Genomic DNA, 24,497 nt, shown 5'->3' on the forward strand with positions numbered 1-24,497 from the left:
TCAGCCGACCCTTTCCGCTTGACCGAAGATGCCCTGCGGACGAACAAGGAGCACAAGAATCAGCACCACGAGCCCGCCCACAAACTTCATGTCAGACGGCATCCAGATCACAAGAACTTCGGTTAGTACGCCGACGATGAGCGCACCAAGGACAGCACCACGGGTGCTTCCCACACCTCCGAGAATCACCGCCGCAAAGATCACCAGGAGCGCTTTGAACCCCATATCCCATGCGACGTCATTCAGAAATGCCATAAGGATGCCAGCGAGGCCCGCGAGTGCTCCGGAGATGATCCAGACCAATCGGAGTGTACGGTCGATGTTCACGCCGGTTGCGGCGGCGAGCGGACGATTCGCCGCTACTGCGCGGATTGCGCGTCCTGAGCGCGATCCGCGCAGCCACCACGTCACGGCGATCAGCACGATGATGGCGATACCAGCGCTGTAGTAGACGCTGACCGGAAACACAACCGGCCCGATACTGGTGCTGGGTATGGTGTCTGGGGTTACACGCTTGGACGAGCCCCCGTAGAAGGCGTATCCGACGTACCGAATGATGAACCCCACACCGATCGTCGCGATCATCAAAGGGACGATGGAGATCCCCCGCCTGCGTGCGGGACTCCAGAGCACTGCATCGAGGACGAAATGGATAAGGGCACCGGCCGCGATCGAGAACATGCCGGCGATCCAGATGGGGAGGCCCAGCACGATGGAGACGAAGTAGGCGACGAGCGCACCGATGGTGAGCGAGTCACCGTACGCGAAGTTCGTGAGGCGCGTGGTCCCCATAATCAGCGTCATACCGAGTACGGCAATCGCGAGAATGAGTCCGAGATTCACTCCGTAGATAACTTGCCGTGCCACTTGCTTAAACGACACGTTGTAGGAAGAGTCCTGAGCAGTTTCATCTAACTCGACATCGCCGTCGTTCGCCGTTTCTCCGAGATTGATGAGGATACGCTGCACCGGGAGTGTGTTCGCTTCTCCGAGAGTGTGTGCAAGCGCGTAGATATTACCTCCGACGAAGCTCTCATCAATGTCCGAAGTATCGGCTGTGATGATATACGTTCCCTCATCTGGAACTCCGATGCCGCTGCCAATTCCGTTCTCCTGGGTCACCGTCGATCCGAGCACTTCGCCCGATTCATCGCTGACGGTCACTGACACGCCGACTACGCCCTCGCCCTCCTCATTGATCACGCGGGGCGTGTACCCCCATTCAAGTTCATCCGGGCTTGTGGATCCGGCATCGGCGGAATCTTCTTCGATTCCCTGCGCGATGAAGGTCGTCGCACCCGCCGCGGTCGCGGGAACCACGACTAGCAGGGCCACGACCGCGAAGAGCGTGAGAATTGCGAGGTAGGCGGGCGTGTTCGCGCCGCGACGTCGAGACAGAGAGACTATTCGGTGCACAGGATTCCTCACTGCGGGGATCGCATGCTGTCTACGCGATCCCCGCGCGATGATGAATGAGTATCTGAGTTACTGGACTTCGTACGTGCCGTCGGCCACGTACTTGAAGAGCAGATAATTTGTCTCGCCGACGTCGTTGTTGTCGTCAAACTCGATAGGACCTGTGATTCCGTCATAGTTGATGGTGCCCCCGCCCTGAAGAATCTCTAGACAGTCGGCATACGTCGTGCACTGCTCCCCACCGCCATCCTCACGGCTGATCTGTGTGAGCGCCGCGCCGATCTCATCGGGGTCGGTGGACTGTGCGGACTCAGCCGCGAGCGCGCCGAGGATTGTCGCATCATAGGTCGATGCGGCATAGGCGAACGTGACAAGACTTGGCTCGAGTTCTCGTACAGCGGACTCGAATTGCGCCTGCTCCTCCTCAAGAGCCCCTGGTTGATACGCCTGCACACCCTCGAGGAAGGAAAGATCCGACAGGCTGTCCTCATACTGACCAATGGTCGAACTCGAAAAGTAGACGTTCTCGGAGGGGAAGTCGTTCGTCCCGATCAATGACTCGACCATGGCCCCGGTATGCACCGCATAGGAGAGGAACACCACGGCATCGGGGGATGACGCGACCGCTGCATTCACCTGCGCATTGAAATCCGTCTCTTCCACGTTGTAAGGCTCATTGGCGGCAATGCTGATTCCCGCAGCCTCGAGATTCTCGACGATCGATTCTTCGAAGGCCTTGCCCCACGTGTCGTTCTGCCAAATGAGCGCAACTGAAGTGTGACCTTCGCTAGCAATCAGGTCGGTGAGCCGCGCGGCTTCGAGAGCGTCGGTCGGGGCGGTACGGAAGTAGCGTTCGCTCATTCCTGTGAGCTCAGAGGAGGTGTTCGAGCCGGAGATGTTGATCATTCCGGCTTCGGTGATCGGACCGATGAGCGCCGCACTCATGCCGGATGTGTACGGTCCAACAACGATATTCGTATCCGAGTTAATGATCTGGTCGGCAGCGGCAAGCGCCGTTTCGTTGTCACTTGTGGAGTCGACCTCCATGAACTCGACATCCTGACCGAACACTCCTCCGGCTTCGTTGATGTGATTGATAGCGAGTTGCGTCGCTGCAATGATCGGCTCCGAGCCCGAGGCATGGGGGCCTGTCTGCGCGAAGAACGACGCGACATGCAGTGGCCCATCGGCCGAGGGCTCAGCATCTCCAGCATCTGAACTGTTCGAACACGAAGTAAGCAATAGCGTTGCGGCGGCTCCGAGTACAAGCATTTGGGAAGTGCGTCGACTGAATGACATTTCTCTTCTGCCTCTCTGACAAATCGTCCTTGATTTGCCGTTCATTGTTGAACAATATATATTATCGACACAACTCGCGCCACCTAGATTGGATTGTTATCGTTTCGTGTCCTTTGACCCTTCAGGCCCGCCCTCCGATCGAAGCAAGCAGACACTGCGCTGTGGCCCACTCCATGACGCCCCTCAAGCTACACACCATTCAGGACCTCATCGCGCACCGCATCCATCAGGGTGCGAACACTCGCGATGATTCCCGCGCCGATTGGACGGAAGGGTCCCCTAAGTAGATACCGACGGCAGACATATAATGAACAAAACGCTAAAGAATGTTCAATAATCTCAAGGCAGGTTCGCGAGTTTCGTCGCGGCGACCGTACGCTTCGCACACAGTCAGAGATCGAGGAAGCCGAGCTTCGCACAATGACTCCAGGGGCGGGGCCTCCGTGGAGAAGCAGCGAAGCCTTCCAAGCGGCGAACCTGCAGTACCGAAAACCAGGATTCCTGTTCATCAGCAGGTGGCGCTGAGCGCAACCGGAATGTATCGAAGGAGAGTGCCAGATGGCCATTCAGGAAACCCCAAAGATCTCTGAGCAGCTTGCGGCGCACATCGTCGGCCTGCACGAGCTTGATCCGGATCTCGTCAGGCTCATCGACACGTTCGTCTTCGACTACCTGGGAGTGACGGTCAATGGAACGGATCGACCTTCCGCCGAAGCTGCTCGGCGGGCGAGTACACTGGCCGAGTCACCTGATGATCTGCGAGCGTCGCGGATTCATGGACTCGACCAGTGGGGGATTCTGGAAGAGGCCGCACTGGTCAACGGGATAACGGCACATGGCCCTGAACTCGATGACACCCATGAGCAGGCCTCTCTGCATCCAGCGGTTGTCGTGATGCCTGTCGTCTTCGCTTATTCGGATGCCCATCAGGTCACGAGCCGCACTGCTTACCGCGCCATAGCCGTTGGATACGACGTGATGACCGCGGTCGGAACCTTGCTCGGCGCGGCAGAGAGCTACCGTCGAGGTTTCCACCCGACAGCAGTATGTGGAACTGTTGGTGCTGCTGCGGCCGCCTCGGTGATCATGGGCCTCGACCACGATCAGGCCAAGAACGCTGTGAGTTTGGCCGCGAACATGTCAGCCGGAAGCCTGGAGTTCCTGAGTGACGGTTCGTGGACCAAACGTTTGAATCCTGGCCACTCAGCGGCGACGGGGCTACGAGCGGCACGCCTCGCACAGGCGGGCTTTGCAGGGCCAACCGAGGCATTCGAGGGACGTGATGGATTCCTCCGGTTGTTCGGAGAGGGACCGTCGAGCTCTCGTCACCTGGAGATCGAGTTCGGCCGCGGAGTGTCTGACACCAGTATCAAGATGTACCCCTGCTGCAGGTATATGCACGGAAACATCGACTTACTTCGCGCTATTCATGCCGAACTCCCCGACCTCACGCTTGAGGAGGTTGAAGCAATCGAATGCGGTGTGATCACTGCAGGTGCCGCCCTCATATCGCTTCCGCCGGAGCGCAAACTGATAGTGAGCACTCCCGTAGACGCGCAGTTCAACATGCCTTTCGGCGCCGCGGTCGCTCTCACCAGCGGTGACGCAACCGTGGACCAGTTCGCGAATGCCGCCGAGTTGGCGAAAGATCTCCACGGATGGATGGAGAAGGTCGTTTGCTATGAATCCCCGAGAATCGAAGCGGCATTCCCTGCGTCATGGCAAGCAGAAGTGCGAGTGCGTCTCGCGGACGGACGCGTCGTAGAGAAGTATGCTGAAGCATACATCGGGTCGCCCCAGCGTCGCGCATCAGAAGCCGAGATTGCCGCGAAAGCCGCTGCGCTCGTCAGCAAAGAATGGGCCGAAGCTGCGCTGCGCAATATCGGTGATCTGGAACCAACTTCCCGATTCTGCTCAGATGCCATTCTGCCCTGATCGCACTCGTCCGCCTGAGTGTCGTCCTCAACTGACGTCTCGGGCCCTCGAACCAGATCAGGTCAGTCCCTCGGCCGTTGAAACCGTGGAGCCGGTGCCAGTCGTAATTCCTTCGGTCGAAGTGATGCGACCGGGACTTTCCCGCATCAGGTCTCGTGTCCAGGCTTAGCCAGCGGTATGACACAAGGCTCACACAACAGTCAGTAGCGGTGCGCTTCATGACCAGAGATTCGCAAGGCGATCACAATCGATCCTAAGGTGTCGAACTGCGAATGAGTTTCAGGCTCATCCCATCTTTGTCATTGAACAAAAAATATAATATCGTTCAACTATATGGATGTCTGTACCCACCAGCCTCACCATCCATGAACTACTATGAGGTGCCGTGAATACTCTTGCAGCTGGTCCCCATGACGCCTTCAATGGGTCATCGCCGCGCGAGAACAGGGGTCCAGGTCCCGATCTGATCGAACGAACAGCGGACGTTCTCCGCGGACGATTGATCGAGGGTCAGATACCATCCGGGGAACAGCTTCGAGAGACTAGTCTCACTCAAGAACTTGGGGTATCTCGCAACACCCTGAGAGAGGTCTTCCGCATCCTGATCCACGAGAGGATCCTGGAACGTTCTCCGAACCGGGGAGTCTTCGTGCGGACACCCACTGCACTCGATGTCATCGACATCTACAGAGTACGACGAATGATTGAAGTGTCCGCGATCCTGCAAGCGGTTCCCGGCCATCGAGCAATCAGAGCGGCGCGGAAGGCAGCGGACGATGCTCGAGCGGCTCGCGAAGCGGGCGACTGGGTGCTCGTCGGCACGAAGAATCTCGAGTTCCATACGGCGATCATTGCCCTTGCCGATAGCGCACGTCTCAATACGTTGTTTGCGCACCTGCAAGCTGAGGTTCGGCTCGCACTCGCTGCGGATCCGGAGCAGGTGTACGGTCCGTTTCTGGAGAGCAACGAGCTCATCGCCTCACTTCTTGAGCAAGCAGACTTCGACGACGCAGCGGCCCAACTGAGCGAGTACTTCGACCGCGCTGAGCGTATGGCTCTCGCTTCTCTGGCAAATCCCTGACCTACACCGGATTCCGGTGGGTGGTCCAAGCCGTTTCGCATACTGTCAGTCGACAGGGGCAGTAGAGAATAGTACGCACTTCGGCAAGGAGGAGAAGGACCCAATGAACGGCTTGAGGTTATTGAAAGGCATTCGCATCATTTCGCTCGAGCAGTTCATCGCAGGCCCGTATTGCACGTCAATGCTGGCGGATGCCGGAGCTGAGGTGACAAAGATCGAGCGCCCCGGCACCGGAGACCCCCGCCGAACATACGACCCCCTCATCGGTGACGGTGAGCAGCGCATCAGCGGCGGTTTCGCCTCCTACAACAGAGGCAAGCACTCAATCGAGCTGGCGCTCGACACTCCGGAGGGCCTGTCCGCCTTTGAGTCGCTGCTGGAGACCGCCGACGTTCTGGTCTCCAACCTTCGCCCCGGTTCCCTGACACGCCTCGGGCTCCCGCCAGAGCTCTTGCGCCAACGCTATCCCCAGCTCGTGATCTGTGAAATCACGGGTTTCGGCACCACCGGAGGCACCTCGGCCGAGTGGCCCGCTTTTGATTCCGTGATTCAGGGCATGTCCGGATTCGCGAGCCTGCTCGGCGATGAGGACGGATCTCCCGCACTTGCTCCGATGGGCACGACTGACATGCTCTCAGCCATCTACGCGGCAGTCGGGATTCTCATGTCGCTCGTTCAACGCGAGCGCACGGGCGAAGGAAGCTATGTGGACGCAGCGATGCTCGACATTACAGCCGCCTTTCTCGAACGCCCTCTGACCCTCCACGAGTTCACTGGAAGCACACCGACTGATAGGACCGATAGATTCAGCCCGGTCGGCCTCTTCCGCGCCGGGGATGGCGGCTGGCTATCCATTGTGATCCCCACAGATGAGATGTGGCGACGATGCGCAGTCGCCTTAGGGAAACCCGAACTCATTCACGATCCGGATCTCGACACCACCATGAAGCGAGCCGACCGCATGAAGAGCCGGATCATCCCAGAACTGGAGTCATGGGCCGCAGGAATGAGCTGCGAGAGAACGGCGGCCGCATTGCGCGCAGCCGGTCAGCCTGTGGGTATTGTGCAGAGCATCGCAGAGGTTCGCCAGAGCGAGCAACTTGCCCACCGCGAGCTATTCGTACCCATGCAGGATGCGGGGGCAGTACGTGAGAACGGTGAACGTCTCAGCCTTCCACGGCTCCCGCTCCTGTTCGACGGTCAGCACGCAGTACCGGGAAGAGTACCGAAACTCGGTGAGGACAATTCCTAGAAGGAAATACTCCTTTCGCGGGGCGGTGACGCGATCCATCACCGCGCGCACGCCCTTCTCATTGGCCTCACCAATAACCTCGAAGTCGGCAGGATCCGCGTCAACAGCCGCGAGATGCAGGGCCAGAACTCCCCTGTCCACAAAGGCTCACCTGTGGCCTTTAATACCTCCTGCACCAGAAGAACTCCATTGATATGTAGATAGATTTGAGGAACCATGACGTTCTTTCGGAGAGTTCAGGATCCTTCCGGCACTTGGTTCATGCCGCTGGCAGACGCCTCAAGCCGGTGGACCGGAAAGCATGTTCGCGGGCCGGCCGTCACATCCCTACTGACCGTCGGGATTGAGCAAGAGCTAGGTTCGGCTTTGGAATGGCGACCCATCCGAATGACGTTCGAGCTCCATAGCCCCGTGGAACTCGCGCCTTGTCGGTTGCGGAGCCACATTCTGAAAGAAGGCAGAACACTTTCAATTGTCGAGTCTGAGCTGGTTGATGGAGAACAGACGCGTGTTCTGGCCCGCTGTCGAGCTGCGGTGATCTCGAATCCCCTGCATACTCCCCACTCGTCCGAGATCGACCCCGTGTGGACACCTCCGATTCCTGCGGAATGCGTTCCACCAAATAAGGAACTCAGGAGTTTGGCTGCGCACGGCCGACTGTATAAGACAACGCACACTGAATGGTCGGGATCCCGAGTAGCCCACCTCAACGCAGACCGGCACCTTGTCTGGTATTTCGACAACGCCATCATTGAAGACGAGGTACCGACACCGTTGCAGTGCGCTGCCCGAGCTGCGGATCTCGGGAACTACGTCATTAATGCCGGCAGCAATGGGCTCGGATACCTGAACGTCGACGTCACCCTCAGCCTGTCCCGGCCCCCCACGCAGGGGGGCATCGGGGTCTGCAGCGAGTTACGGAGCGCTCACAGTGGAGTCTCTGTAGGGACAGCGCATATGTTCGATACTTCTGGTGCATTTGGTACGACTACAGTCACAGCGGTGAAGAACTCGAAGAAAGAGCTCAACTTTCAGGGCGACAACCCCGTTTAGAGCGATGGTGCCGACGCCGGAGAGTCAACGCTGGCCGGGGACTGCGCCGACGGAGCACTGACCGCCGAAGCTGCAGATGACGCTGATGCTGCTGAGGCCGCTGTTGCTGCAGACGCTGCGCTCTGCACTGAGGCTGCTGAGGCGCTCGACCCGGGCGAGCCCACGCTCGTCGCGGACGGGGCGCTCACCACGGTGACCGAGGAGTCGGCCACGGGAGCGCGATCATTCTGCAGAGCAGCGTTACCGCTGCCCGTGGCGTCGTCAGTGGTGATGGGGCCGCCGGATACGACGGTTCCGTCGGTGGTTCGCAGCTCCATCGCGTTCGCCGCAGCTGCGGCACCGCCCGCAAAGAGACCGAGTCCGACGAGACCCGTCGCTCCGTAAGCGATCCATTTCTTCTTGTCCATGAGGTCCTCCTCTATTCAGTCGGCGGTTGTGCCGATGTGTTCGGTTCACCATCCATGGTTGCGGCCTCGAGTAAGGCCATTCCTAAACATCGGTGAGAGCGTTCTTAGATAGGCTCCGGTCCGTCATCGCTGCAGACGGAACACCACCATCGAGCACCGCCTCGGCCGCGCTCAGCAGCTCGTCTTCCATGCTGCTTTCGCCTCGATTCCGAGCTCCGAGCGCGTGTCCGAGCATGTGGGTCGCGAATAGTGCTCGAACAGCAGGATCACCGCCCCAGCGTGCCATCGCCGCATCAGCGATCCCCCAAACGCGCCCTCGTGATTTGTTCTGGGTCAGCAACGCGCTTGCTGTTGCATGGGCGATGAACGCCGCTGGATCCTCCGCCTGGTCTCCGCGACCGATCGTGTCGATATCGATGACCCCGGAGAGCTCCCCTGCTGCGTCGACGAAGAGCTGACCGAGGTGGAGGTCGCCGTGCACGACCTGGGTGCTTCGGGACTCGTCACCTGGGGGCAGGATCGCGCGCACAGTATCCGCAATCCGTTCGATCCGCCGCACCAACTCGGCTCCTGCACGAGCCCGACCACGGCCTGCCGCGAGACTCGACGCGTACCACTGAAGACGCACGGCCACTCCGGGTACGCGGTCGGCCACGTCGACTGCCGAAATGCGTTCCCGTAATCGATCCACCTGATCCAAGAGCACGTCGGGCTCGCCTGCGAAGTGCAGTGCCGGCTTGCCTTCGGCCTGCGCCAGAAGCATGATTCCCTCGGGAGCCCAGCCCTGCGCCTCGGGCACGGGCAACCCGGCCTGCTCGCACGCCGCGTGCGTACGAACGATGCGATCGATCCGGCTCGGCTTCACGACCTTGACCCAGACCGCAGAACCATCGATTTCGATGCGCAGCACCGCGCGACGCCCGGGACGGTAGGCAACGAACTCGGGTGGTGCTGCCGCGCGGTGACCGATTCGCTCGAGCAGAACCTCTGCCGCACGGTGGAATGCCACCGGGCCGAGCGCGGGCAGGTGCGGGTCTGCCGGGTGCAACCACACGCGCGCCTCCGGGCGCGAGCTGCTCCCGAGCGCCAGTCCGGTCTCCTGCGTGACCGGCAGGCGCGAGGTATCGACGTAGTAGAGCAGGCTCTGCTCTTCGCCATCGACCTCGAACCCTGTGACGCTTCCGTCGCCCAACGGTTCGCGAGATGTCAGGGTCAAGCTGTCGGCCGACAGGTTCAGTGCTTCGCTGAGCAGTTCGGCCGCGGCGTCGGCGTTCTCCGCACAGACCTCCGGTTCCGATGTCTCCATTCGCCTATTGCATCACGGAGCCGCCCGCCGCAGGATGAGACATCTCTTAGACTCCGCGCCGACTTCGGTGAGGTTCGCGATACTGGAGTGGTGAATAGAGCCGCCAGCGTCTCGCCTCGGCGCCGAGCGGCGCCGAGCGGCTTGTCCGTGCGGACTCGCATCGTCACAGTCATCACCATCGTGACTGCGCTCGGGCTCATGGCCGTAGGCGCATCGGTGTACCTCGTCGAGCGATATCGCATCCTCGACCAGGTCGACGTACGTCTGGAGGCGAACCTCGACTCCGCGAGATACATCGTGGCCGACGGAGGTGCGCAGAACAGCGGCTGGAGTTCCTCCACCGACGCTCTCACCGCGGTTGTCGAGCGGATGAGCCCGGACGACAACACCGGCGCCATGGGCATGGTCGACGGTGTCATCACGACCGTGCCCGGAATGATGTTGGATCTCGACCTGCGCGATGAGAGCGCATTCGCTGAGCACGTCAACCGCGTGTCCCGAAACGGCGAACCGACGATCGGGACGTATGCCGAGGACGGTGTGGTCTGGCGCTACCTCGCAGCCCCGATCGCCGTCGCAGAATCTCCGGCCCCCTCCCGAGTGACATTCGTCATGGTCTACGACCTCGATGCCGAGCTCGCCGAGTTCAATCAGGCCGCAGGCATGTTCATCGTCGTATCGGCCATCGTGCTCATCGTCGTCGCGGCATCGGGCACGATCGTTGCGACCAGGTTGTTGCGTCCACTGCGTCAGATGCGAGAGACGGCCGATCGAGTGTCTGCCAGGTCGCTCGACGAACGCCTCCCGATCGTCGGAAACGACGACGTGGCTGAACTCGCGGAGACCATGAACCGCATGCTCGATCGGCTCGATGAAGCACTCGGTTCACAGCGTCAGCTGCTCAGCGATGTCGGGCACGAGCTGAAGACACCGATCACCGTGGTGCGCGGGAACCTCGAGGTGATGGATCCTGAGGATCCTGCGGACACACGCAGCACACGAGAACTCGCAGTCGATGAGCTGGATCGGATGAGCCGCCTCGTCCAAGACCTTGCAGCCTCTGCGACGTTGCACGGGTCGCGTCCCGTGCAACGTCGCTCCGTCGATGCCGCGGAGCTCATGCATCAGATCGTTCGGAAGGCTCGCGGTATCACCGGCGCCGAGGTCGAGGAGATGCCAGCGGCCAGGTGCGTCGCGGCGCTCGATCCGGAGCGAATCACCCAGGCCATGCTGCAGCTCGCGCAGAATGCCGTCACGCACGGAGGCGGCGAACTCGCGATCGGCAGTTCGGTTGACGTCGGCGCCAGTGGCGAACGCGACAGCCGCGTCGACGGGCCTCGCCTACGCCTGTGGGTGCGCGACTACGGTCCGGGTGTCGACGACGACACGAAGACGCAGATCTTCAACCGCTTCTACCAGGGTGGTGGCGCTCGAGCCCGCGGCGGCAGCGGGCTCGGCCTCAGCATCGTGCGGGTGATCGCCAGAGCTCACGGCGGCGATGTCTCAGTCGAAGACGCAGAGGGTGGCGGTGCGCGATTCACCATCACCGTGCCGATGGGCAGCGCGGATCCTTCACCAGCAGATCACCCGCACAATCCCGCGACTGCACCAAGTTCGACCGTCCCTGATGCAACCGCCCCCGATTCGGCCGCACCCGATTCGACCACCCCATCTTCAGCAGAGGAGCGTACCGCGTGGCATCGATTCTGATTGCAGACGACGAACCTCGTATCTCGGGCTTCGTGCAAAAAGGGCTGCGCGCGGCCGGGTTCGCCACTCGCGTCGCCGCGTCAGGAACTGAGGCTCTGCACCTCGCGCTCACGGATGAGTTCGACCTCATGGTGCTCGACATCAACATGCCAGGGCTCGACGGTTTTCAAGTGCTCGAGCAGTTGCGCGGATCCGGCTCGAAGATGCCGGTGATCATGCTCACCGCTCGCATCGAACTGCACGACACCATTGCCGGCCTCGAAGGCGGCGCCGATGATTACCTGGGCAAACCATTCCAGTTCGATGAGCTCCTCGCCCGTATTCGCATCCGCATGCGAAGCGATGAGGCACCTGCATCTGCCGATCTCGTCCATGGCGACCTGCGGCTGGACATCCGCACACGCAAGGCGCACGTCGGCCTTCACGAAGTCGAGTTGTCAGCCAGGGAGTTCGCCCTCGCGGAGGAACTGATTCGCAATGCCGGGCAGGTGCTCAGTCGGGAGCAGCTGCTGAGCCGAGTGTGGGGTTACGACTTCGACCCCGGGTCGAACGTGGTCGATGTCTACGTCGGCTACCTGCGGCAGAAACTGGGGTCGGATCTCATCGAGACGAAGCGCGGCGTCGGCTATCGCCTTGCTCCGGTCGTCGCTCAGAACTGAGGCTGCAAGCCTCAGCGTAAAGCCGGCTCACGCGATTCTGCAGGTGCCGCGAGGAGATCGTTCCGGATCACCAGCTGCGTCCCCTCGTCTGTTCGGGTGAATTCGAGCAATGAGATGAGCGCGGAGATCGCGATCGCGACGCCCAGCATCTCCAGGTTCTCCTCGATGGCGGAGAGCACCAGCATGAGCGGGGTGACCTCACCCGATGCGCGGTCCATCACCGCCCACCAGAGGGCCTCTGTACCGAGAGCCCCCACGAGAAACACTGCCGCACCGAGGAACAGCCCATTCCGCACCCGTCTCGGCAGATGCAGCACGAAACGCAGAAGTACCGCACCGACGATCAGTGCCACGACGAGCCCGGGGATCACCCAGGCTCCGATCGACGATGTGAGCTGATCGGGCAGCAATCTGTCGCCGACCGCCGAGAGACGCTCGTGAATCATCGCGTACTCATCGAGCGACGCGAACAGTCCGATCACCCCGAGAGCGGCAAACCCGATCCGTCCTGACCGCGAGGCCATCGCGAGGGCGATTCCCAGGACGCCGAGCGCGGCCCACAGCATGGACGCGATCCATGCAGGAATGTTGTGTTCATTGGTGAATTCGAACCCGAGGAACAGGTCTCTCGTGATGGGCGCGAGCGCGGTGCCTTCGGTCGCACGCGACAACGCATAGGTGGCGATGGCGCAGACATTCAGTACGAGGATGACACCGACCAGGCCGACCGGCACGCGGCGTCCTACCGGAATGACAGTCTGGCTCGGTGCCTCGGAAGTGATCATGAGCACATGCTAGAAGCCCGCTGGAGCCTGGATCTCGAAAATAAGAAAAGCCTCACGTCGACGGCGCCTCGACCGCCGGGTAAGTCACACTACCGTCTTCTCCGACGACCGCGCCCGAACTGAGCTCGGCCCGATCGGCCTGCCGAGCCCCGAGGATATGGATGACCTGCTCGCCTCTCGCAAGGAGGTGGTCTGCGATGATGCGGCGGTGGCACCGCCACCACACGGCCTCGGAGCACATGAGAGCGCATTGCCGGCCCTCTCCCCAGCCCATGAGCTCCTCGAGATCCTCGCGGAACTCCTCGGACAGCGCGTGATCGGCATAGTTGTGAAAGCTGCGGTTCTGCCACCAGGCGTTGACCTCGAAGGGAACGGTGCGGCTCACCGGGCGCCGCCCCGTGAGCCCCTCGAGCCGGCGGAAGCCGATCCTCTCATCGGCCAGCGCCTCGTCCAGGGCGTCGGCGTTGAACTGCGGGAATCTGGACGACCCCGCGAGCTTGCGGACGTCGACCACCACGCCGACGGAGTTCTCGGAAAGCAGGGCGATGAACTCGTCGAGGGAGCGGTTCGAGTGACCGATCGTGAGGAACGGTTCCATCATTCCTCGATCAGATGGAGCACTCCGCCCTTGTGGGCGGCAATGTGGTCGGTCTTGTCGCTCTTGATCTCATACTGCGGGTCATCCCTCGACGCGCGGCGCGTGTGTCCTTTGTAGTCGAAATCAGCCGTGTGCACTGTGATGATCCTGCCTGAAACCTGTCCGGCCTCGGAATTCCACCCCACGTGATCGCCCTCGGAGAAGCGCTTCGTCATGTCGACCTCCTACATCTGCGTACGGGTCATTCCATGGAAGCACGAGACACCGCGGAGTTCGACCCCTTGTGCAGCCGTGAACGCCTCGCCTTGGGGGTACCTCGCAGACGGCGATATACTGATCGCTGAAGATACGCTTGGAGTGCCCCGCACCAGACGCGGAGTCTTCGATACGAGCATGAGAGCGAGGTGAGTACCCGAATGAACGGTGACAGTCATAGGCCGGGTACCGCGCCCGCTCCGCTCGCCGCTCCACTCTCTCGCTGAGCAGCGACTCGGGTTCGCGCGGTTCTCGGCGCCCATCCCCTCCCCTGCACGCCCATACGGTGCAGGCTGTGCGCGGTCGCCTGACTGGACCCGCGCCGCCGATTCCGCGCTGCCGCGCCCTGCGCCGGCTCGCCCGACGCCGCAGCGCCAAGCTGACGCGATCGCTGAACGTGAGAAAGAGAACTTTGCCATGACGAATGAGCAGCTGCAGACACCGACGGTGCTGATCGAAACGATCGAGCAGTCCGTCGGCGATCATGACCTGACGAAGCTGGCCGCGGCGACTGGCAAATTGTCGACGAGACAGCTCGTGGATGTGCTGGAGCGGCTGAACTCCCGCCAGCGCGCCGTCGTCTATCGACTGCTGCCGAAACAGCAGGCGCTGGAAGTGTTCGAATCGTTGGAGCCGTCGTTGCAGGGCGAGCTGGTCGAGGCCCTGCAAGACGCGGAGGTCGCCGCACTGTTCGCGGAGATGGATCCGGATGACCGCGTCTGGTTGCTCGACGAGCTGCCGGCTTCGGTCGTGCAACGTCTCATGCGGGGCCTTCCCGAGCGCGATCGCCAGCTGACCGCCGCAGTACTCGGCTACTCGCAGGGTGCGATCGGGCGGCGCATGAGCCCCGAGGTTTTCTGGACGCACCCGGAGTGCACCGTGGCGGAGGCTCTCGAACGCCTGCGCGCGCACGTGCACGACGCGGAAACCATTTACACGCTGCCGGTGCTCGACCACGCGCGCAAGCTCGTCGGCGTCGTCAGCCTGCGCGACCTGCTCGGCGCCGACGAGACCGCTCTCGTCGACTCGCTGATGCGAGATGCCGACACGGCCCTCGCCACCGAAGCAGCCGAGGTCGCGGCCCGGCGTTGCGCGAATCTCGGCATGCTGGCACTGCCGGTCGTCGACAGCGAATCGCGTCTGGTCGGGATCCTCACCATCGATGACGCCGTGCGGATCTTGGAGCGCGAGGAGAGTGAGGATGCCGCCAGGCAGGGCGGCGCGGAACCGCTCAATCGGCCCTACCTCTCGACTCCCGTCATCAGCATCGTGCGGTCGCGGGTGGTGTGGCTGCTCGTGCTCGCGATCGGGGCGACGCTGACGGTGCAGGTGCTCTCGGTCTTCGAGTCAACGCTCGAACAGCTGACAGTGCTCGCGCTCTTCGTGCCGCTGCTGATCGGAACCGGCGGCAACACCGGCAATCAAGCAGCGACCACGGTGACCCGTGCGCTCGCACTCGACGACGTGCGGCCCGGCGACGTGCTCAAAGTGCTTGCACGCGAGGTGCGAGTCGGTGCGCTGCTCGGGCTGCTGCTCGGCGCCATCGGCTTCGGCGTCACGAGTCTGGTCTACGACCCCGGTGTCGGCACGGTCATCGGTCTGACGCTCCTCGCAGTCTGCACGGCGGCGGCCTCGGTCGGCGGGGTCATGCCGCTCGCCGCCCGAGCGATCCGCGTGGATCCTGCCGTGTTCTCGAACCCGTTCATCACGACGTTCGTGGATGCGACCGGCCTGGTCATCTACTTCCTCATCGCCCACGCGGTGCTCGGGCTCTGAGCGGGCGCTAGCCGCGAGACCCGCACGGAATACGGCACGAATGGTCGTTATCTGCCGCCGATAGCGACCATTTGACACCTATTGCTTCTCGACCGCCTCACGGTGCGAGCGCGGCGTAGTGATCGGCGGCCTCGGCGACCCGGTTGTTGTACTCGACTGTGTCGTTGTAGGCGGCCACCGCGGCGATCCAACGATCCGGCTGCGTCAGGTCGCCGCCGATCTCGCACAAGTAGCGCGCGGCCGCGAGCGAGCCGTCGTCGATATTCTGCGGATCCGCCTCGCCATCGCCGTTTCCGTCGGCGTTCCACTCCTTCCACGTGGAGGGGATGAACTGCATGGGACCGACCGCCCGGTCCCAGGTCGAGTCGTCGTCATAGAAGCCGTCGTCGGTGTCGGCGATGCGCTCGGTGCTCGTGCCGTCGAGCGCGATCCCGCGGATCGGCGGGGTGGTGTCGCCGGAAGGCCCGATGCCGCCTCCGTCGATCGTGCCGTGCTCCGATTCGACGTAGCCGATGCCCGCGAGCGTGTTCCAGCCGATGCCGCAGCCGGGGCTCTCCTCCGAGACCCTGAGAGCCGCGCCCGCGTAGGCCTGCAGGGCTCGCTTCGGTATCCCGGTCGCCTCGGCAGTCTCATCGGCCCAGGCGCTGTCGACCGCATCGATGATCCCCTTGGGCCGGGTCTCGGATTCCGACGACTCCGAGGCGATACGACGGGGATCGGGGGCCTCCGTCGGCGCCTCGGGGGCGGTCTCGTCGACCGGGGCGGCGTCAGCCTGGCCCAGCGCCACCGCGACGGTGCCGAGACATCCGAGGCCGAGCAGGATCGCGCCGGAGGCCACCACGAGCCCCCACCGCCCGGAGCGCCTCGCTACGGCCTCGGGCGCCGCGGGTGCGATGGCGGGCTCGGCGGGCTCGGATCGCACCTCGTCGACCGAATCGGAGATCAGCGCATCGAAATCGTCGTGCTGCTCGTCGCCCACCGTCACCTCCTCGCCTCATGCTTCGAGCGCCACGGGATCATCGCCCCGCGGTCGTCATCAACATCAGATGATATCTGGAGCTAGGCCCGCACCCCGACGCCGATCAGCGTCGTCGCGTCGAGCTCCGAGACCCCGGCATCGGCGAGCGAGCGCAGATACCCCTGCCGAACGTCCTCGACCTGTCCGTCGGAGAGCCCGTGCAGGGCGCCGACGAAGCCCGAGCCGGTCACCACGAGCCAGGCGATCTCCGGGCTCATCCTCACCGTGAGCGGCGACTCGACGACGTCCACCTGCCCGAGCCCGAGGCTCGTCAGCCACTCGGCATACGGCTCGGCGCGGTCGACGCGGTTCACGAGGTTCTCTGGGCGCTCCTCGCGCGCGCGACCGACGACCCGCTCAAGCGCCAGCTCGAGGTGGCGGCCCGCCTGCTCGACGGCGCCGTGCCGCCAGATCGTGAGGCCGACCCTTCCACCCCGCCTCGCCCGCGAGATCAGGTGCCGCGCGCCTGCCTCCATATCGGCGAAGAAGAAGATGCCGAGCACGCACTGCACGAGATCGTATCCATTCGCGTCCCAGGCGGTGGCATCTGCGCGGTGGGTGCGGAGCTGCGGCAGCCCGCGGCCGCAGAGGTCGAGGTTCCGGATCAGGTCTTCCGACAGGTCCACGGCGTCGACGAGGCCCTCCGCTCCGACGCGCTCGGCCGCGGGCAGCGCCGAGGCGCCGTTTCCGCAGCACGCGTCGAGCACCCGTTCGCCCGGCATCGGCGCGGTCCGTCGCACCGTCGCCTCGCCGATCGGGTACCAGAGGTACCGGCCGAGACGGTCGAAGTCCCCCGCGGCGCGGTCGAACACCGACCCCCGGCTCTGCTGTTCGGTCATCTCTCCCGTTCCTCTCCGTTCAGGCCGCCGCGACGGCGACCGGACCAGGCGCGATGCGCCTGAGCCGATTCACGTACCAGATCGTGCTGCCGGCGATGCCCGAGACGAGCAGTCCGCCTCCGAGGCCCACGAGGCCCGCGAGCAGCATCGGGTCTGCGTCGGTGCCACCGAAGAGCTCCGAGAGCCAGCCTCCATCGTCGCCGTCGCTCCCGCGCGAGCGAACGCTCTGCGCGTTCTTCCCGTCCGTCTCGCCCTTCTTCCCGTTCTTCGCGTTCTTCTGGGCCGCGGCGAGCGCGGCGGCCTCGTGTTCGTCGACGGCGGCGTTCACCGCCGCGGCGTCGTCGGCCCCCGGAAAGCCGAGGCCGCAGAAAGCGTTGCCGAGCGGCACGTCGCCGACCTGGAACACGTAGGTGTGCGTCGCGGTCTGGAGCTTCTTGCCGTTCGCGGGGTTCGTGGCGACCGCGTGAGCCGTCAGCTTGTAGACGCCCTTCTCGCTGAAGACCCACTGCGCATGCGTGTGGGCGGGACTCGGCTCCCGGATCGTGCCGGGCAGGCCGTACCCGCCGCCGTTCAGAAGCGGGCGCCACTGCCCCAGGGAGCCGGTGTACAGACTGACGGATCCAGGACCATCGACTCCAGTAATGCTGATCGACACGTCGGTGTACCCGCTCCCCTGGGTCCGGTTGGTGTCCCAACCGGGCCAGATCAGGTCAGTGTCCTGCGACAGCGGCAGCACGTATCCGCGCTTCGGCGTTTCGCCGGGGCCGGGGGCGCGGCCGAGCGCGCGCTCCTTCACCTTGAGCAGCACCGACTCCGGCTGACGCAGCACGCGGTGCCCCGTGACGTCCTCCCAGACCTGCATCGACGCCTTGCCGTTCCCCGCCGCGACGGCGAACGCATCGATATGACCGTGGTCGAGCGTCACCTCGGGGCGGCAATCCTGGCGGGCGGCCTTCTTACCGGGGCCGTTGCCTCCGCCGGAACCGCCACCACCGGGTCTATCGCCCGTGCCCCCGCCGCTGCCTCCACCGTCTCCACCACCGTCGGCGGGCGGTTTCGCGATCTCGAAACTGTCCCAGCCGATGAAATCGCCGACGGCGCCACCCTCGGTGTCCTTCATCAGGAGCCTCTGCTCCTTCGCCGCCTTGGCCCCCTCGAGGGAGACGCTGAAATCGCCGTTCATGTCGGCCTGCACGTAGCCGTACCAGGCGCTGCCGCTCTTCGGGTTCTTCTGCCCGGGCAGCCACACCGAGAGCCAGTGCCCCGCGTATGCGCGATCCTTCGCCTTCGCCCGCACATCGCCCCCGGCGGTCGCCTTGCGCCCATCGCTGATGACCACGACCTGATTGCGGAACGTCTGCCGCGTGACCTCCCCGGACGGGACGGGTCTCGTGTCGTCCTCAACTGGTCTGGTCTGCACCTCGCCCGCGACGTGCACGTTGACCGAGGCCGAGCTCGACCATCCGAAGTCGTTGCTCCAGGTCGGCACGTACTCGGCGACGAACCGGTGCGGTCCGGGTGCGAGTGCATCGGCGCGGAACTGCGCCTGCCCGTTCTCGACCGGGGTGTGACCGAGCACCGTGCCGGTCGCGTGGTCGCGGAACTGCACGGCTCCCTCCGCGCTCTGCGGATCCAGCTTCGCGGTCAGCAGCACGGGTTCGTCCTCATCGAGGTCCGTGCTGCTCGCCTCGATCGTCACGGCGGTGTCCTGCGTATGCGCACCGAGGTCGCCCACGACGAAAGTGTAGTCGTTCCGGGCTTTCTGCATCTTGCCGCCGACCCTTCCCTGCGCCTCGAACGTGAGCGTGTAGGTGCCTGGCTCGGTGAAGGCCCAGTTCATGTGGGCGTGCTGGGGCACGGTGATGCGCCAGGGCGAGAGGCGCACCTCCGAGCTGAAGACCCGGCGGGAATCCAGCAGCAGCTCGACCCGGCCCGGCCCTTCGACGTTCAGCAGGCTGATGTCGAAGGAGTCGGCCCGCCCGCCGAGATCCGCATCCTCGGTGCTGAACCCCGGCCAGACGACCGAGCGGTCCTGCACCTGCGGCGCCCACCAGAAGACGTCGCCCGGTTCGCCGAGGTAGCCGAGGCGGTCCCAGGCGTCTCCGGCCCTGATCGTGCGCTTGCCGCCTTCACCGCGTCCGTCCCCGTCGCCGAGATGGAAGAGCAGGCCCTGCGGATCGAAGCGCTTGCGCAACTGCCCGTCGACGTCGGCCTGGGATTCGAGCGCGAGCCTCCCTTGATCGAGGTACACGGCCACGGCGTCCGTGTGCACGTTCTCGAGCACGCGCTTCGCCTGACTCGGCGGGGCCGGCTGATCCGACTGCCCCTCGGGGGTCGGGATCTCGGCCCGGGACTTCTGCGCGGTCACCTTCGGCTCCGGTGCGGCACTCGGAGACGGGACCGGCCCGGGGGCTTCCTGCGGCGGGGCCGGCTCCTCGGGCGCGTGATCGCTCGGAGGCGCCTCCGATGGAGCCGGGGAGGGAGCGGGCTTCTCTTCGACGGGGGCGTCGTCCATCCCCTCGTCATCCGCCGGATCGCCGGATCCTCCGGTGTCCTCGGAGTCCTCCTGAGGAGGGGCCGGCTCCTCGAGCACCTGGGCCGCGACGCCGGGATCCGAGACGATCTCGGCGCGGGCGGGAACCGGCTCCGCGAAGCCGAGCACGGCCAGCACGAACGTCAGCAGTATCAGCGGAACGGCGCGCAGCCGTGAGCCGCGGCGCGAGGACATGGTGCTCATGGTGCGGCCTCCTCTTCGGATCGAGGTTCGGGAAGGATCAGCGGGCACGCCGGGACCACCGGCACGGTCTCACGCACGGGGCCGGCGGAAAGTGCAGGTTCGTCGTCGAGCCGCGCGCGCCCGTGCCGCCGCTTGGCGACGAGACCGTGCCTCGGAGCGAGGAACCAGGCGAGCAGGAAGACGACGGTCGCGACGAGAACGATCGTGCCGCCGACAGGGAGGTCGAGACTCCACGAGATGTACATGCCCGTGATCGCCGATGCTCCGCCGATGACCGGGCCGAGCAGCATCATGACCGCGAGCCGGTCGGTCAGCAGGCGCGCCGCAGCGGCAGGGGTGATCAGGAGGGCCAGCACGAGGATGTTGCCGATCGTCTGGATCGAGATCACGACGGCGATGGCGACGCAGACGTAGAGCAGCAGATCCAGCGCGAAGACCGGTATGCCGGTCGACCGCGCCATCTCGCGGTCGAGGGTGGCCGCGACGAACTCCTTGTGGAAGAGGAAGAGGATCACGAGCAGTATGACGCCGGTGATCGCGACGGTGAAGATGTCTTCGTCGGGGATGCCCGTGATCGATCCGAAGAGGAACTGCTGCAGCGATCCCGAGTACCCGGGCGACCGCGAGATGATCACGATGCCGAGCGCGAAGGCCGCCACGAAGAAGACGCCGATGACCGAGTCCTCCTTGATGCGGCGGTTCTGGGAGAAGGCGGCGACGAGGATCGCGGTGAGGACACCCGCGACGGCGCCGCCGAGCACGAGATTGCCCTGGATCACGAACGCGACCGCGAGCCCGGGGAAGACGGCGTGCGCGACGGCGTCGCCGATGAAGGCCATGCCGCGCAGCACGACGTAGCAGCCCACCACACCGCAGACGATGCTCGACATCACGGCGATGACGAGCGCCTTCGGCAGGAACCGCAGGTCGGGATTGAGCAGGTCCTGGACGAAGTCGATCGGGGAGAGCATCAGACCGCCACCCCCAGCGTGCGCAGCACGGGGTTCGTCGCCCTGATGTCGAAGGCGCGCATCCACACCTCGGGCTCTCGCAGGCCCTCGGGCGGGCCGTCGGCGATGATCGTGCGGTTGATGAGGCACAGCCGCGAGCACTCGTGCACGGCTCCGACGAGATCGTGCGTGGTCATGAGCACCGCCTTGTCCTCCTGCGAGAGTTCCCGGAACAACTCGATCAGCAGCTCCTGCGTCGGCATGTCGAGGCCGGTGAACGGCTCGTCGAGCAGCAGCAGTCTGGGCTGCAGCGCGAGAGCCCGGGCGACCAGCACGCGCTGCCGCTGGCCGCCCGAGAGCTCGCCGACGGGCCGGGCGCTCAGGTGCGACATCCGTACCCGCTCGAGCGCCTCGGCCGCAGCCGCGTAGTCGGCGGAACCCGCCCGGCGCAGCCAGCCGATGCGGCGCACGCGCCCGGTCAGCACGGTGTCCTCCACCGTGATCGGGAAGTCCCAGGCGAACTCGTGCCGCTGCGGGACGTACCCGATGAGGGACCGCGCCGCCTGCCCTGTGCGGCCTTCCACCGAGATGCGGCCCCGCTGGGCGCGGAGAAGGCCGAGGATCGCGCGGAGCGTCGTCGTCTTGCCGGCGCCGTTCGGTCCGATCAGGCCGACGAACTCGCCCGTATCGAGGGACAGGTCGACGTCGTGCACGACCTCGCGTCCGCCCAGTCGCACGGCCAGGCCCGCCACCTCCAGCGCACTCATTCCGTCGCCCCCTGTCGCGCGCGAGCCGCACGCGCACGGGCCTTGGCCCGGCGCGTCGCGACGATCACGACGAGCAGCGCCACGACGAGCGCCAGCCCCACCGCGCCGACGACGATCCAGAGCAGCGTCGACAGTCCGCCGTCGTCCTCCACCGTCTCGGCGGGAGCCTCCTGCTCGTCCGCGGCGGGGTCGTCGGCCACGAGCGACTCGTCGATCTCCATGCCGAACGCCTGCTGGGGATCGGTCTCATCCCCGACCGAGAAGCGCAGCGTGTCACGGGCGGTGACTGTCTCCCCTGAGAGCAGCTCGCCCTCGAACTCGACCTCGACCAGATAGATCCCGGGTTCACTGAACACCCAGTTGGCGTGCGTGTGCGTGTTCAGCTCGATCCAGGAATCCTGAGGGAACGACTCGTGGGTGGTCCACAGCGGCTCGACCTCTCCGAAGTTGCCGCTCTGCAGGAAGACCGTGAGGTCGCCCGGCCCCTCGACCCCGAGCATGCGCAGCGTCGTGCCGAGGTTCAGGTTCTCGAGTACGTTCGGCTCCTGGGTGTTCCATCCCACCCAGATCACCTCCGACTCCTGCACCTGGGGCACGATCCATACGTCGGTCCCCGGCTCCAGTCCGAGGAACTCGTAGTCCTCGGACTCCGGGACCTGCTTGATCGAGGCGTCGCTCACCTGGGCGACGACGTCCTCGGGATTCCTCCAGAACCGCGGGATCTCGGTGTCGTCGTGGATCTGGACCTTCCACTCCCCCGTGTTGAGCGTCGGCCCGAAGTCGATGTGCCCGACATCGCGCACGACCTGGCCGGTCCCCTGCGCCTGGTTCGGATCCAGCGTCTGCTGGAGCCCGTCGTCCTCCTGCGCGTGGGCGGCCCCTCCGAGGAGCGCGACGGGGGCGAGCACGGCCGTCGCCAGCAGGCCGGCTGCGGCGCGTCCGATCGTTCGCAGACGATTCCGCCGCCCGGCTCCGTGGGTGCGCATCATTCTCGGTTCTCCTTCGCAGTACCCGCCTCGGCCGCGGCGCTCTCGGAGCGCCCGGAACCGAGGCAGTCGCGGATCGAGTCCGCGTTGAATCGCATCATCTCGATGTAGGTCGTGACGTTCTCGTCGAATGCGTCGCCGTAGATCGGGCAGACCTCGATGTCCTGCTCCCTCGCGACCTCGACGAGCGTCGAGGAGCGGGAGGCGAGGTTCGGCTCGAGGAACACCGCGGGGACCTGCAGGTTGCGGATCGTCTCGGTCAGCCGCTTCCGTTCGGCCAGCGACGGCTCCACGGAGGGGTTCGGGGTCACGAAGCCCGAGATGCTGACGTCGTACGCCGCCGCCAGGTATCCGAAGGCGTGGTGCGTCGTGACGAGGGTCCGGCGCCCCTCGGGCACCTCCGCGATGGTGTCGCGCACCTCCGCATCGAGCTCCTCCAATTCGGCGAGGTAGGCCTTCGTGTTCCGCGTGTACTCGGCGGCGCCCTCGGGGTCGACCTCGATGAGCGTGTCGCGCATGGCCTCGACGTACGACATCGAGTTGCGCACGTCCTGCCAGAGGTGGGGGTCGATCTCGCCGTGCACGTGCTTGCCGAGCACGGCCTGCGGCAGCTGGTGGACGGGCTCGCCCGCGCGTCCGAGGAAGCGGTACGCCGGATCTCCCGGGATGTCGTGCAGGGCCGTGTTCGGCACTTCGACGACCACGTCGTCGAAGGAGAAGAACTCCTGGTGGTCCCCGCCGGTCCCCTGCTCGCGGTCGAGCAGCACCTCGAAGGCCTCCTCGTCGAGGTTCACGGTGAGATCCGAGTGCCCCGCGTTCAGCACGGTGGCGCCCTCCCGCCCTGGAACCGAGTGCGGGTCCACCCCGACCGCGAACACGACTTCGCCGGAGGCGACCTCTATCGGCTTCTGCTCCTGGGAGACCTGCAGCTTCGCCTGCAGGTCGAACGTGTAGACGCCCGGCTCCGTGAAGGCCCAGCTGAGGTGGGTGTGGGCGTCGGGCGGCAGCGCGACGGTGTCGTCGAGATACCCGCCCACGGGATCGAAGCCGTCGGAGGAGTCGAAGTAGATTTCGACGTCGCCGAAGCTCCCCGTGAGGTAGCCGATGAGCTCTCCCGGGCCTTCGGCGCCGGTCGCCGAGAGCAGTACGTCCGAGGCCCGCGTCGCCCCGAGCTCGGCGCCGTCGCCCTTGACCCGCAGACCGAGCCAGATGGTGTCCAACGACACATCCTCGACGAGCGGGATCACCTCGGCGGCGTACTTGACCGCCTCCTCGGCGAGGGAGACGTTGGGCACGTCCTCGCGCAGGTTGGTGTCGAGCATCTTGATGAGGTTCTGCTCCTCGAGCATGAGGTAGTTGGAGAACGCCACGTCGGCGTAGACGATTTCTCGGACATCGCGGAGCGTGGGCTCGTAGCTGTGCGGGTCGCCGCCCTCGGGGACGAGGGGGACGACTTCGGCGCGATCGCCGGCGACGTTCCGCGCGAGGTCGGCGAGCACGCCCGTCGTGGTGACGACGCGCACGGTGCCGTCCTCCGCGGCCACCGGCGTCGCGGCGCATCCCGCGAGCAGCGCCGTACCGACGATCAGGCCGGTCAGCGAAGCGGCGACCGAGAGGGTCGAGGATCGGAATCGCACGTGGATTCGAGACTCCTTGTCCAGCTGGAGT

21 protein-coding genes are annotated in these 24,497 nt (G+C 64.6%); 7 read left to right on the forward strand and 14 right to left on the reverse strand.

Annotation, left to right across the window (positions count from 1 at the left end; all coding sequences use genetic code 11):
- Window positions 1–1,416: a branched-chain amino acid ABC transporter permease gene (locus ACUYV6_RS09275; protein WP_449278376.1), complete on the reverse strand. Its 1,416-nt coding sequence runs from the start codon at window positions 1,414–1,416 to the stop codon at window positions 1–3.
- A 69-nt stretch (window positions 1,417–1,485) separates the two neighbouring features.
- Complete coding sequence (locus tag ACUYV6_RS09280) at window positions 1,486–2,688, reverse strand: ABC transporter substrate-binding protein (RefSeq protein WP_449278377.1); 1,203 nt, start codon at window positions 2,686–2,688, stop codon at window positions 1,486–1,488.
- A gap of 585 nt (window positions 2,689–3,273) precedes the next feature.
- On the opposite strand from ACUYV6_RS09280, the gene ACUYV6_RS09285 reads away from it, so the two are divergent.
- The 4 genes from ACUYV6_RS09285 (at window position 3,274) to ACUYV6_RS09300 (ending at window position 8,036) form a co-directional block, all read left to right on the forward strand.
- A complete protein-coding gene (locus ACUYV6_RS09285) occupies window positions 3,274–4,650 on the forward strand; it encodes an MmgE/PrpD family protein (RefSeq protein WP_449278378.1) in 1,377 nt (458 codons plus the stop codon).
- 385 nt (window positions 4,651–5,035) lie between these two features.
- Window positions 5,036–5,731 (forward strand): GntR family transcriptional regulator, encoded by a 696-nt coding sequence (locus ACUYV6_RS09290; RefSeq protein WP_449278379.1) that lies wholly within the window; start codon window positions 5,036–5,038, stop codon window positions 5,729–5,731.
- Between the two features lie 103 nt (window positions 5,732–5,834).
- Complete coding sequence (locus tag ACUYV6_RS09295; protein WP_449278380.1) at window positions 5,835–6,983, forward strand: CaiB/BaiF CoA transferase family protein; 1,149 nt, start codon at window positions 5,835–5,837, stop codon at window positions 6,981–6,983.
- A 261-nt stretch (window positions 6,984–7,244) separates the two neighbouring features.
- On the forward strand, window positions 7,245–8,036 hold the full coding sequence (locus ACUYV6_RS09300) for an acyl-CoA thioesterase domain-containing protein (RefSeq protein WP_449278529.1): 792 nt from the start codon (window positions 7,245–7,247) through the stop codon (window positions 8,034–8,036).
- On the opposite strand, the gene ACUYV6_RS09305 is transcribed toward ACUYV6_RS09300, so the two are convergent.
- Both ACUYV6_RS09305 and ACUYV6_RS09310 read right to left on the reverse strand, forming a co-directional pair.
- Window positions 8,033–8,443, reverse strand: a complete 411-nt coding sequence (locus ACUYV6_RS09305; protein ID WP_449278381.1) for a hypothetical protein — start codon at window positions 8,441–8,443, stop codon at window positions 8,033–8,035. The genes ACUYV6_RS09300 and ACUYV6_RS09305 overlap by 4 nt on opposite strands.
- An 82-nt stretch (window positions 8,444–8,525) precedes the next feature.
- Window positions 8,526–9,749: a phosphotransferase gene (locus ACUYV6_RS09310; protein ID WP_449278382.1), complete on the reverse strand. Its 1,224-nt coding sequence runs from the start codon at window positions 9,747–9,749 to the stop codon at window positions 8,526–8,528.
- 90 nt (window positions 9,750–9,839) lie between these two features.
- On the opposite strand from ACUYV6_RS09310, the gene ACUYV6_RS09315 reads away from it, so the two are divergent.
- Both ACUYV6_RS09315 and ACUYV6_RS09320 read left to right on the forward strand, forming a co-directional pair.
- On the forward strand, window positions 9,840–11,459 hold the full coding sequence (locus ACUYV6_RS09315; RefSeq protein ID WP_449278383.1) for a sensor histidine kinase: 1,620 nt from the start codon (window positions 9,840–9,842) through the stop codon (window positions 11,457–11,459).
- Window positions 11,444–12,118, forward strand: coding sequence for a response regulator transcription factor (locus ACUYV6_RS09320; RefSeq protein ID WP_449278384.1), 675 nt, complete (start codon window positions 11,444–11,446; stop codon window positions 12,116–12,118). The genes ACUYV6_RS09315 and ACUYV6_RS09320 overlap by 16 nt, the downstream gene beginning before the upstream one ends.
- 11 nt (window positions 12,119–12,129) lie before the next feature.
- Here ACUYV6_RS09320 and ACUYV6_RS09325 read toward each other — a convergent pair whose 3' ends face one another.
- From ACUYV6_RS09325 to ACUYV6_RS09335, 3 genes are read right to left on the reverse strand one after another with little or no spacing between them, the layout of a single operon-like run.
- Window positions 12,130–12,903, reverse strand: a complete 774-nt coding sequence (locus tag ACUYV6_RS09325) for a hypothetical protein (RefSeq protein WP_449278385.1) — start codon at window positions 12,901–12,903, stop codon at window positions 12,130–12,132.
- 52 nt (window positions 12,904–12,955) lie between these two features.
- Complete coding sequence (locus ACUYV6_RS09330) at window positions 12,956–13,504, reverse strand: DUF488 domain-containing protein (protein WP_449278386.1); 549 nt, start codon at window positions 13,502–13,504, stop codon at window positions 12,956–12,958.
- On the reverse strand, window positions 13,501–13,716 hold the full coding sequence (locus ACUYV6_RS09335; protein WP_449278387.1) for a DUF2945 domain-containing protein: 216 nt from the start codon (window positions 13,714–13,716) through the stop codon (window positions 13,501–13,503). The genes ACUYV6_RS09330 and ACUYV6_RS09335 overlap by 4 nt, the downstream gene beginning before the upstream one ends.
- Before the next feature lie 457 nt (window positions 13,717–14,173).
- Here ACUYV6_RS09335 and mgtE point away from each other — a divergent pair, with 457 nt between their 5' ends.
- On the forward strand, window positions 14,174–15,532 hold the full coding sequence (gene mgtE, locus ACUYV6_RS09340; RefSeq protein ID WP_449278388.1) for a magnesium transporter: 1,359 nt from the start codon (window positions 14,174–14,176) through the stop codon (window positions 15,530–15,532).
- A 97-nt stretch (window positions 15,533–15,629) separates the two neighbouring features.
- Here mgtE and ACUYV6_RS09345 read toward each other — a convergent pair whose 3' ends face one another.
- The 7 genes from ACUYV6_RS09345 to ACUYV6_RS09375 all read right to left on the reverse strand — a co-directional run bounded on the left by ACUYV6_RS09345 (window position 15,630) and on the right by ACUYV6_RS09375 (window position 24,466).
- The gene (locus ACUYV6_RS09345; protein ID WP_449278389.1) at window positions 15,630–16,511 is read right to left on the reverse strand and encodes a lytic transglycosylase domain-containing protein; all 882 of its coding nucleotides are present in this window, start codon (window positions 16,509–16,511) and stop codon (window positions 15,630–15,632) included.
- Between the two features lie 80 nt (window positions 16,512–16,591).
- The gene (locus ACUYV6_RS09350; RefSeq protein WP_449278390.1) at window positions 16,592–17,389 is read right to left on the reverse strand and encodes a class I SAM-dependent methyltransferase; all 798 of its coding nucleotides are present in this window, start codon (window positions 17,387–17,389) and stop codon (window positions 16,592–16,594) included.
- 19 nt (window positions 17,390–17,408) lie between these two features.
- A complete protein-coding gene (locus tag ACUYV6_RS09355; RefSeq protein WP_449278391.1) occupies window positions 17,409–20,126 on the reverse strand; it encodes a choice-of-anchor M domain-containing protein in 2,718 nt (905 codons plus the stop codon).
- Window positions 20,123–21,097, reverse strand: coding sequence for an anchored repeat-type ABC transporter permease subunit (locus ACUYV6_RS09360; protein ID WP_449278392.1), 975 nt, complete (start codon window positions 21,095–21,097; stop codon window positions 20,123–20,125). The genes ACUYV6_RS09355 and ACUYV6_RS09360 overlap by 4 nt, the downstream gene beginning before the upstream one ends.
- Entirely contained in the window at window positions 21,097–21,843 is a 747-nt protein-coding gene (locus tag ACUYV6_RS09365; protein WP_449278393.1) for an anchored repeat-type ABC transporter ATP-binding subunit, read from the reverse strand. The genes ACUYV6_RS09360 and ACUYV6_RS09365 overlap by 1 nt, the downstream gene beginning before the upstream one ends.
- On the reverse strand, window positions 21,840–22,832 hold the full coding sequence (locus ACUYV6_RS09370) for a choice-of-anchor M domain-containing protein (RefSeq protein WP_449278394.1): 993 nt from the start codon (window positions 22,830–22,832) through the stop codon (window positions 21,840–21,842). Before ACUYV6_RS09370 ends, ACUYV6_RS09365 begins: the two co-directional genes overlap by 4 nt.
- Window positions 22,829–24,466, reverse strand: coding sequence for an anchored repeat ABC transporter, substrate-binding protein (locus ACUYV6_RS09375; protein ID WP_449278395.1), 1,638 nt, complete (start codon window positions 24,464–24,466; stop codon window positions 22,829–22,831). Before ACUYV6_RS09375 ends, ACUYV6_RS09370 begins: the two co-directional genes overlap by 4 nt.
- Window positions 24,467–24,497 lie beyond the last annotated feature (31 nt).

This window comes from Leucobacter sp. GX24907, from assembly GCF_053567335.1.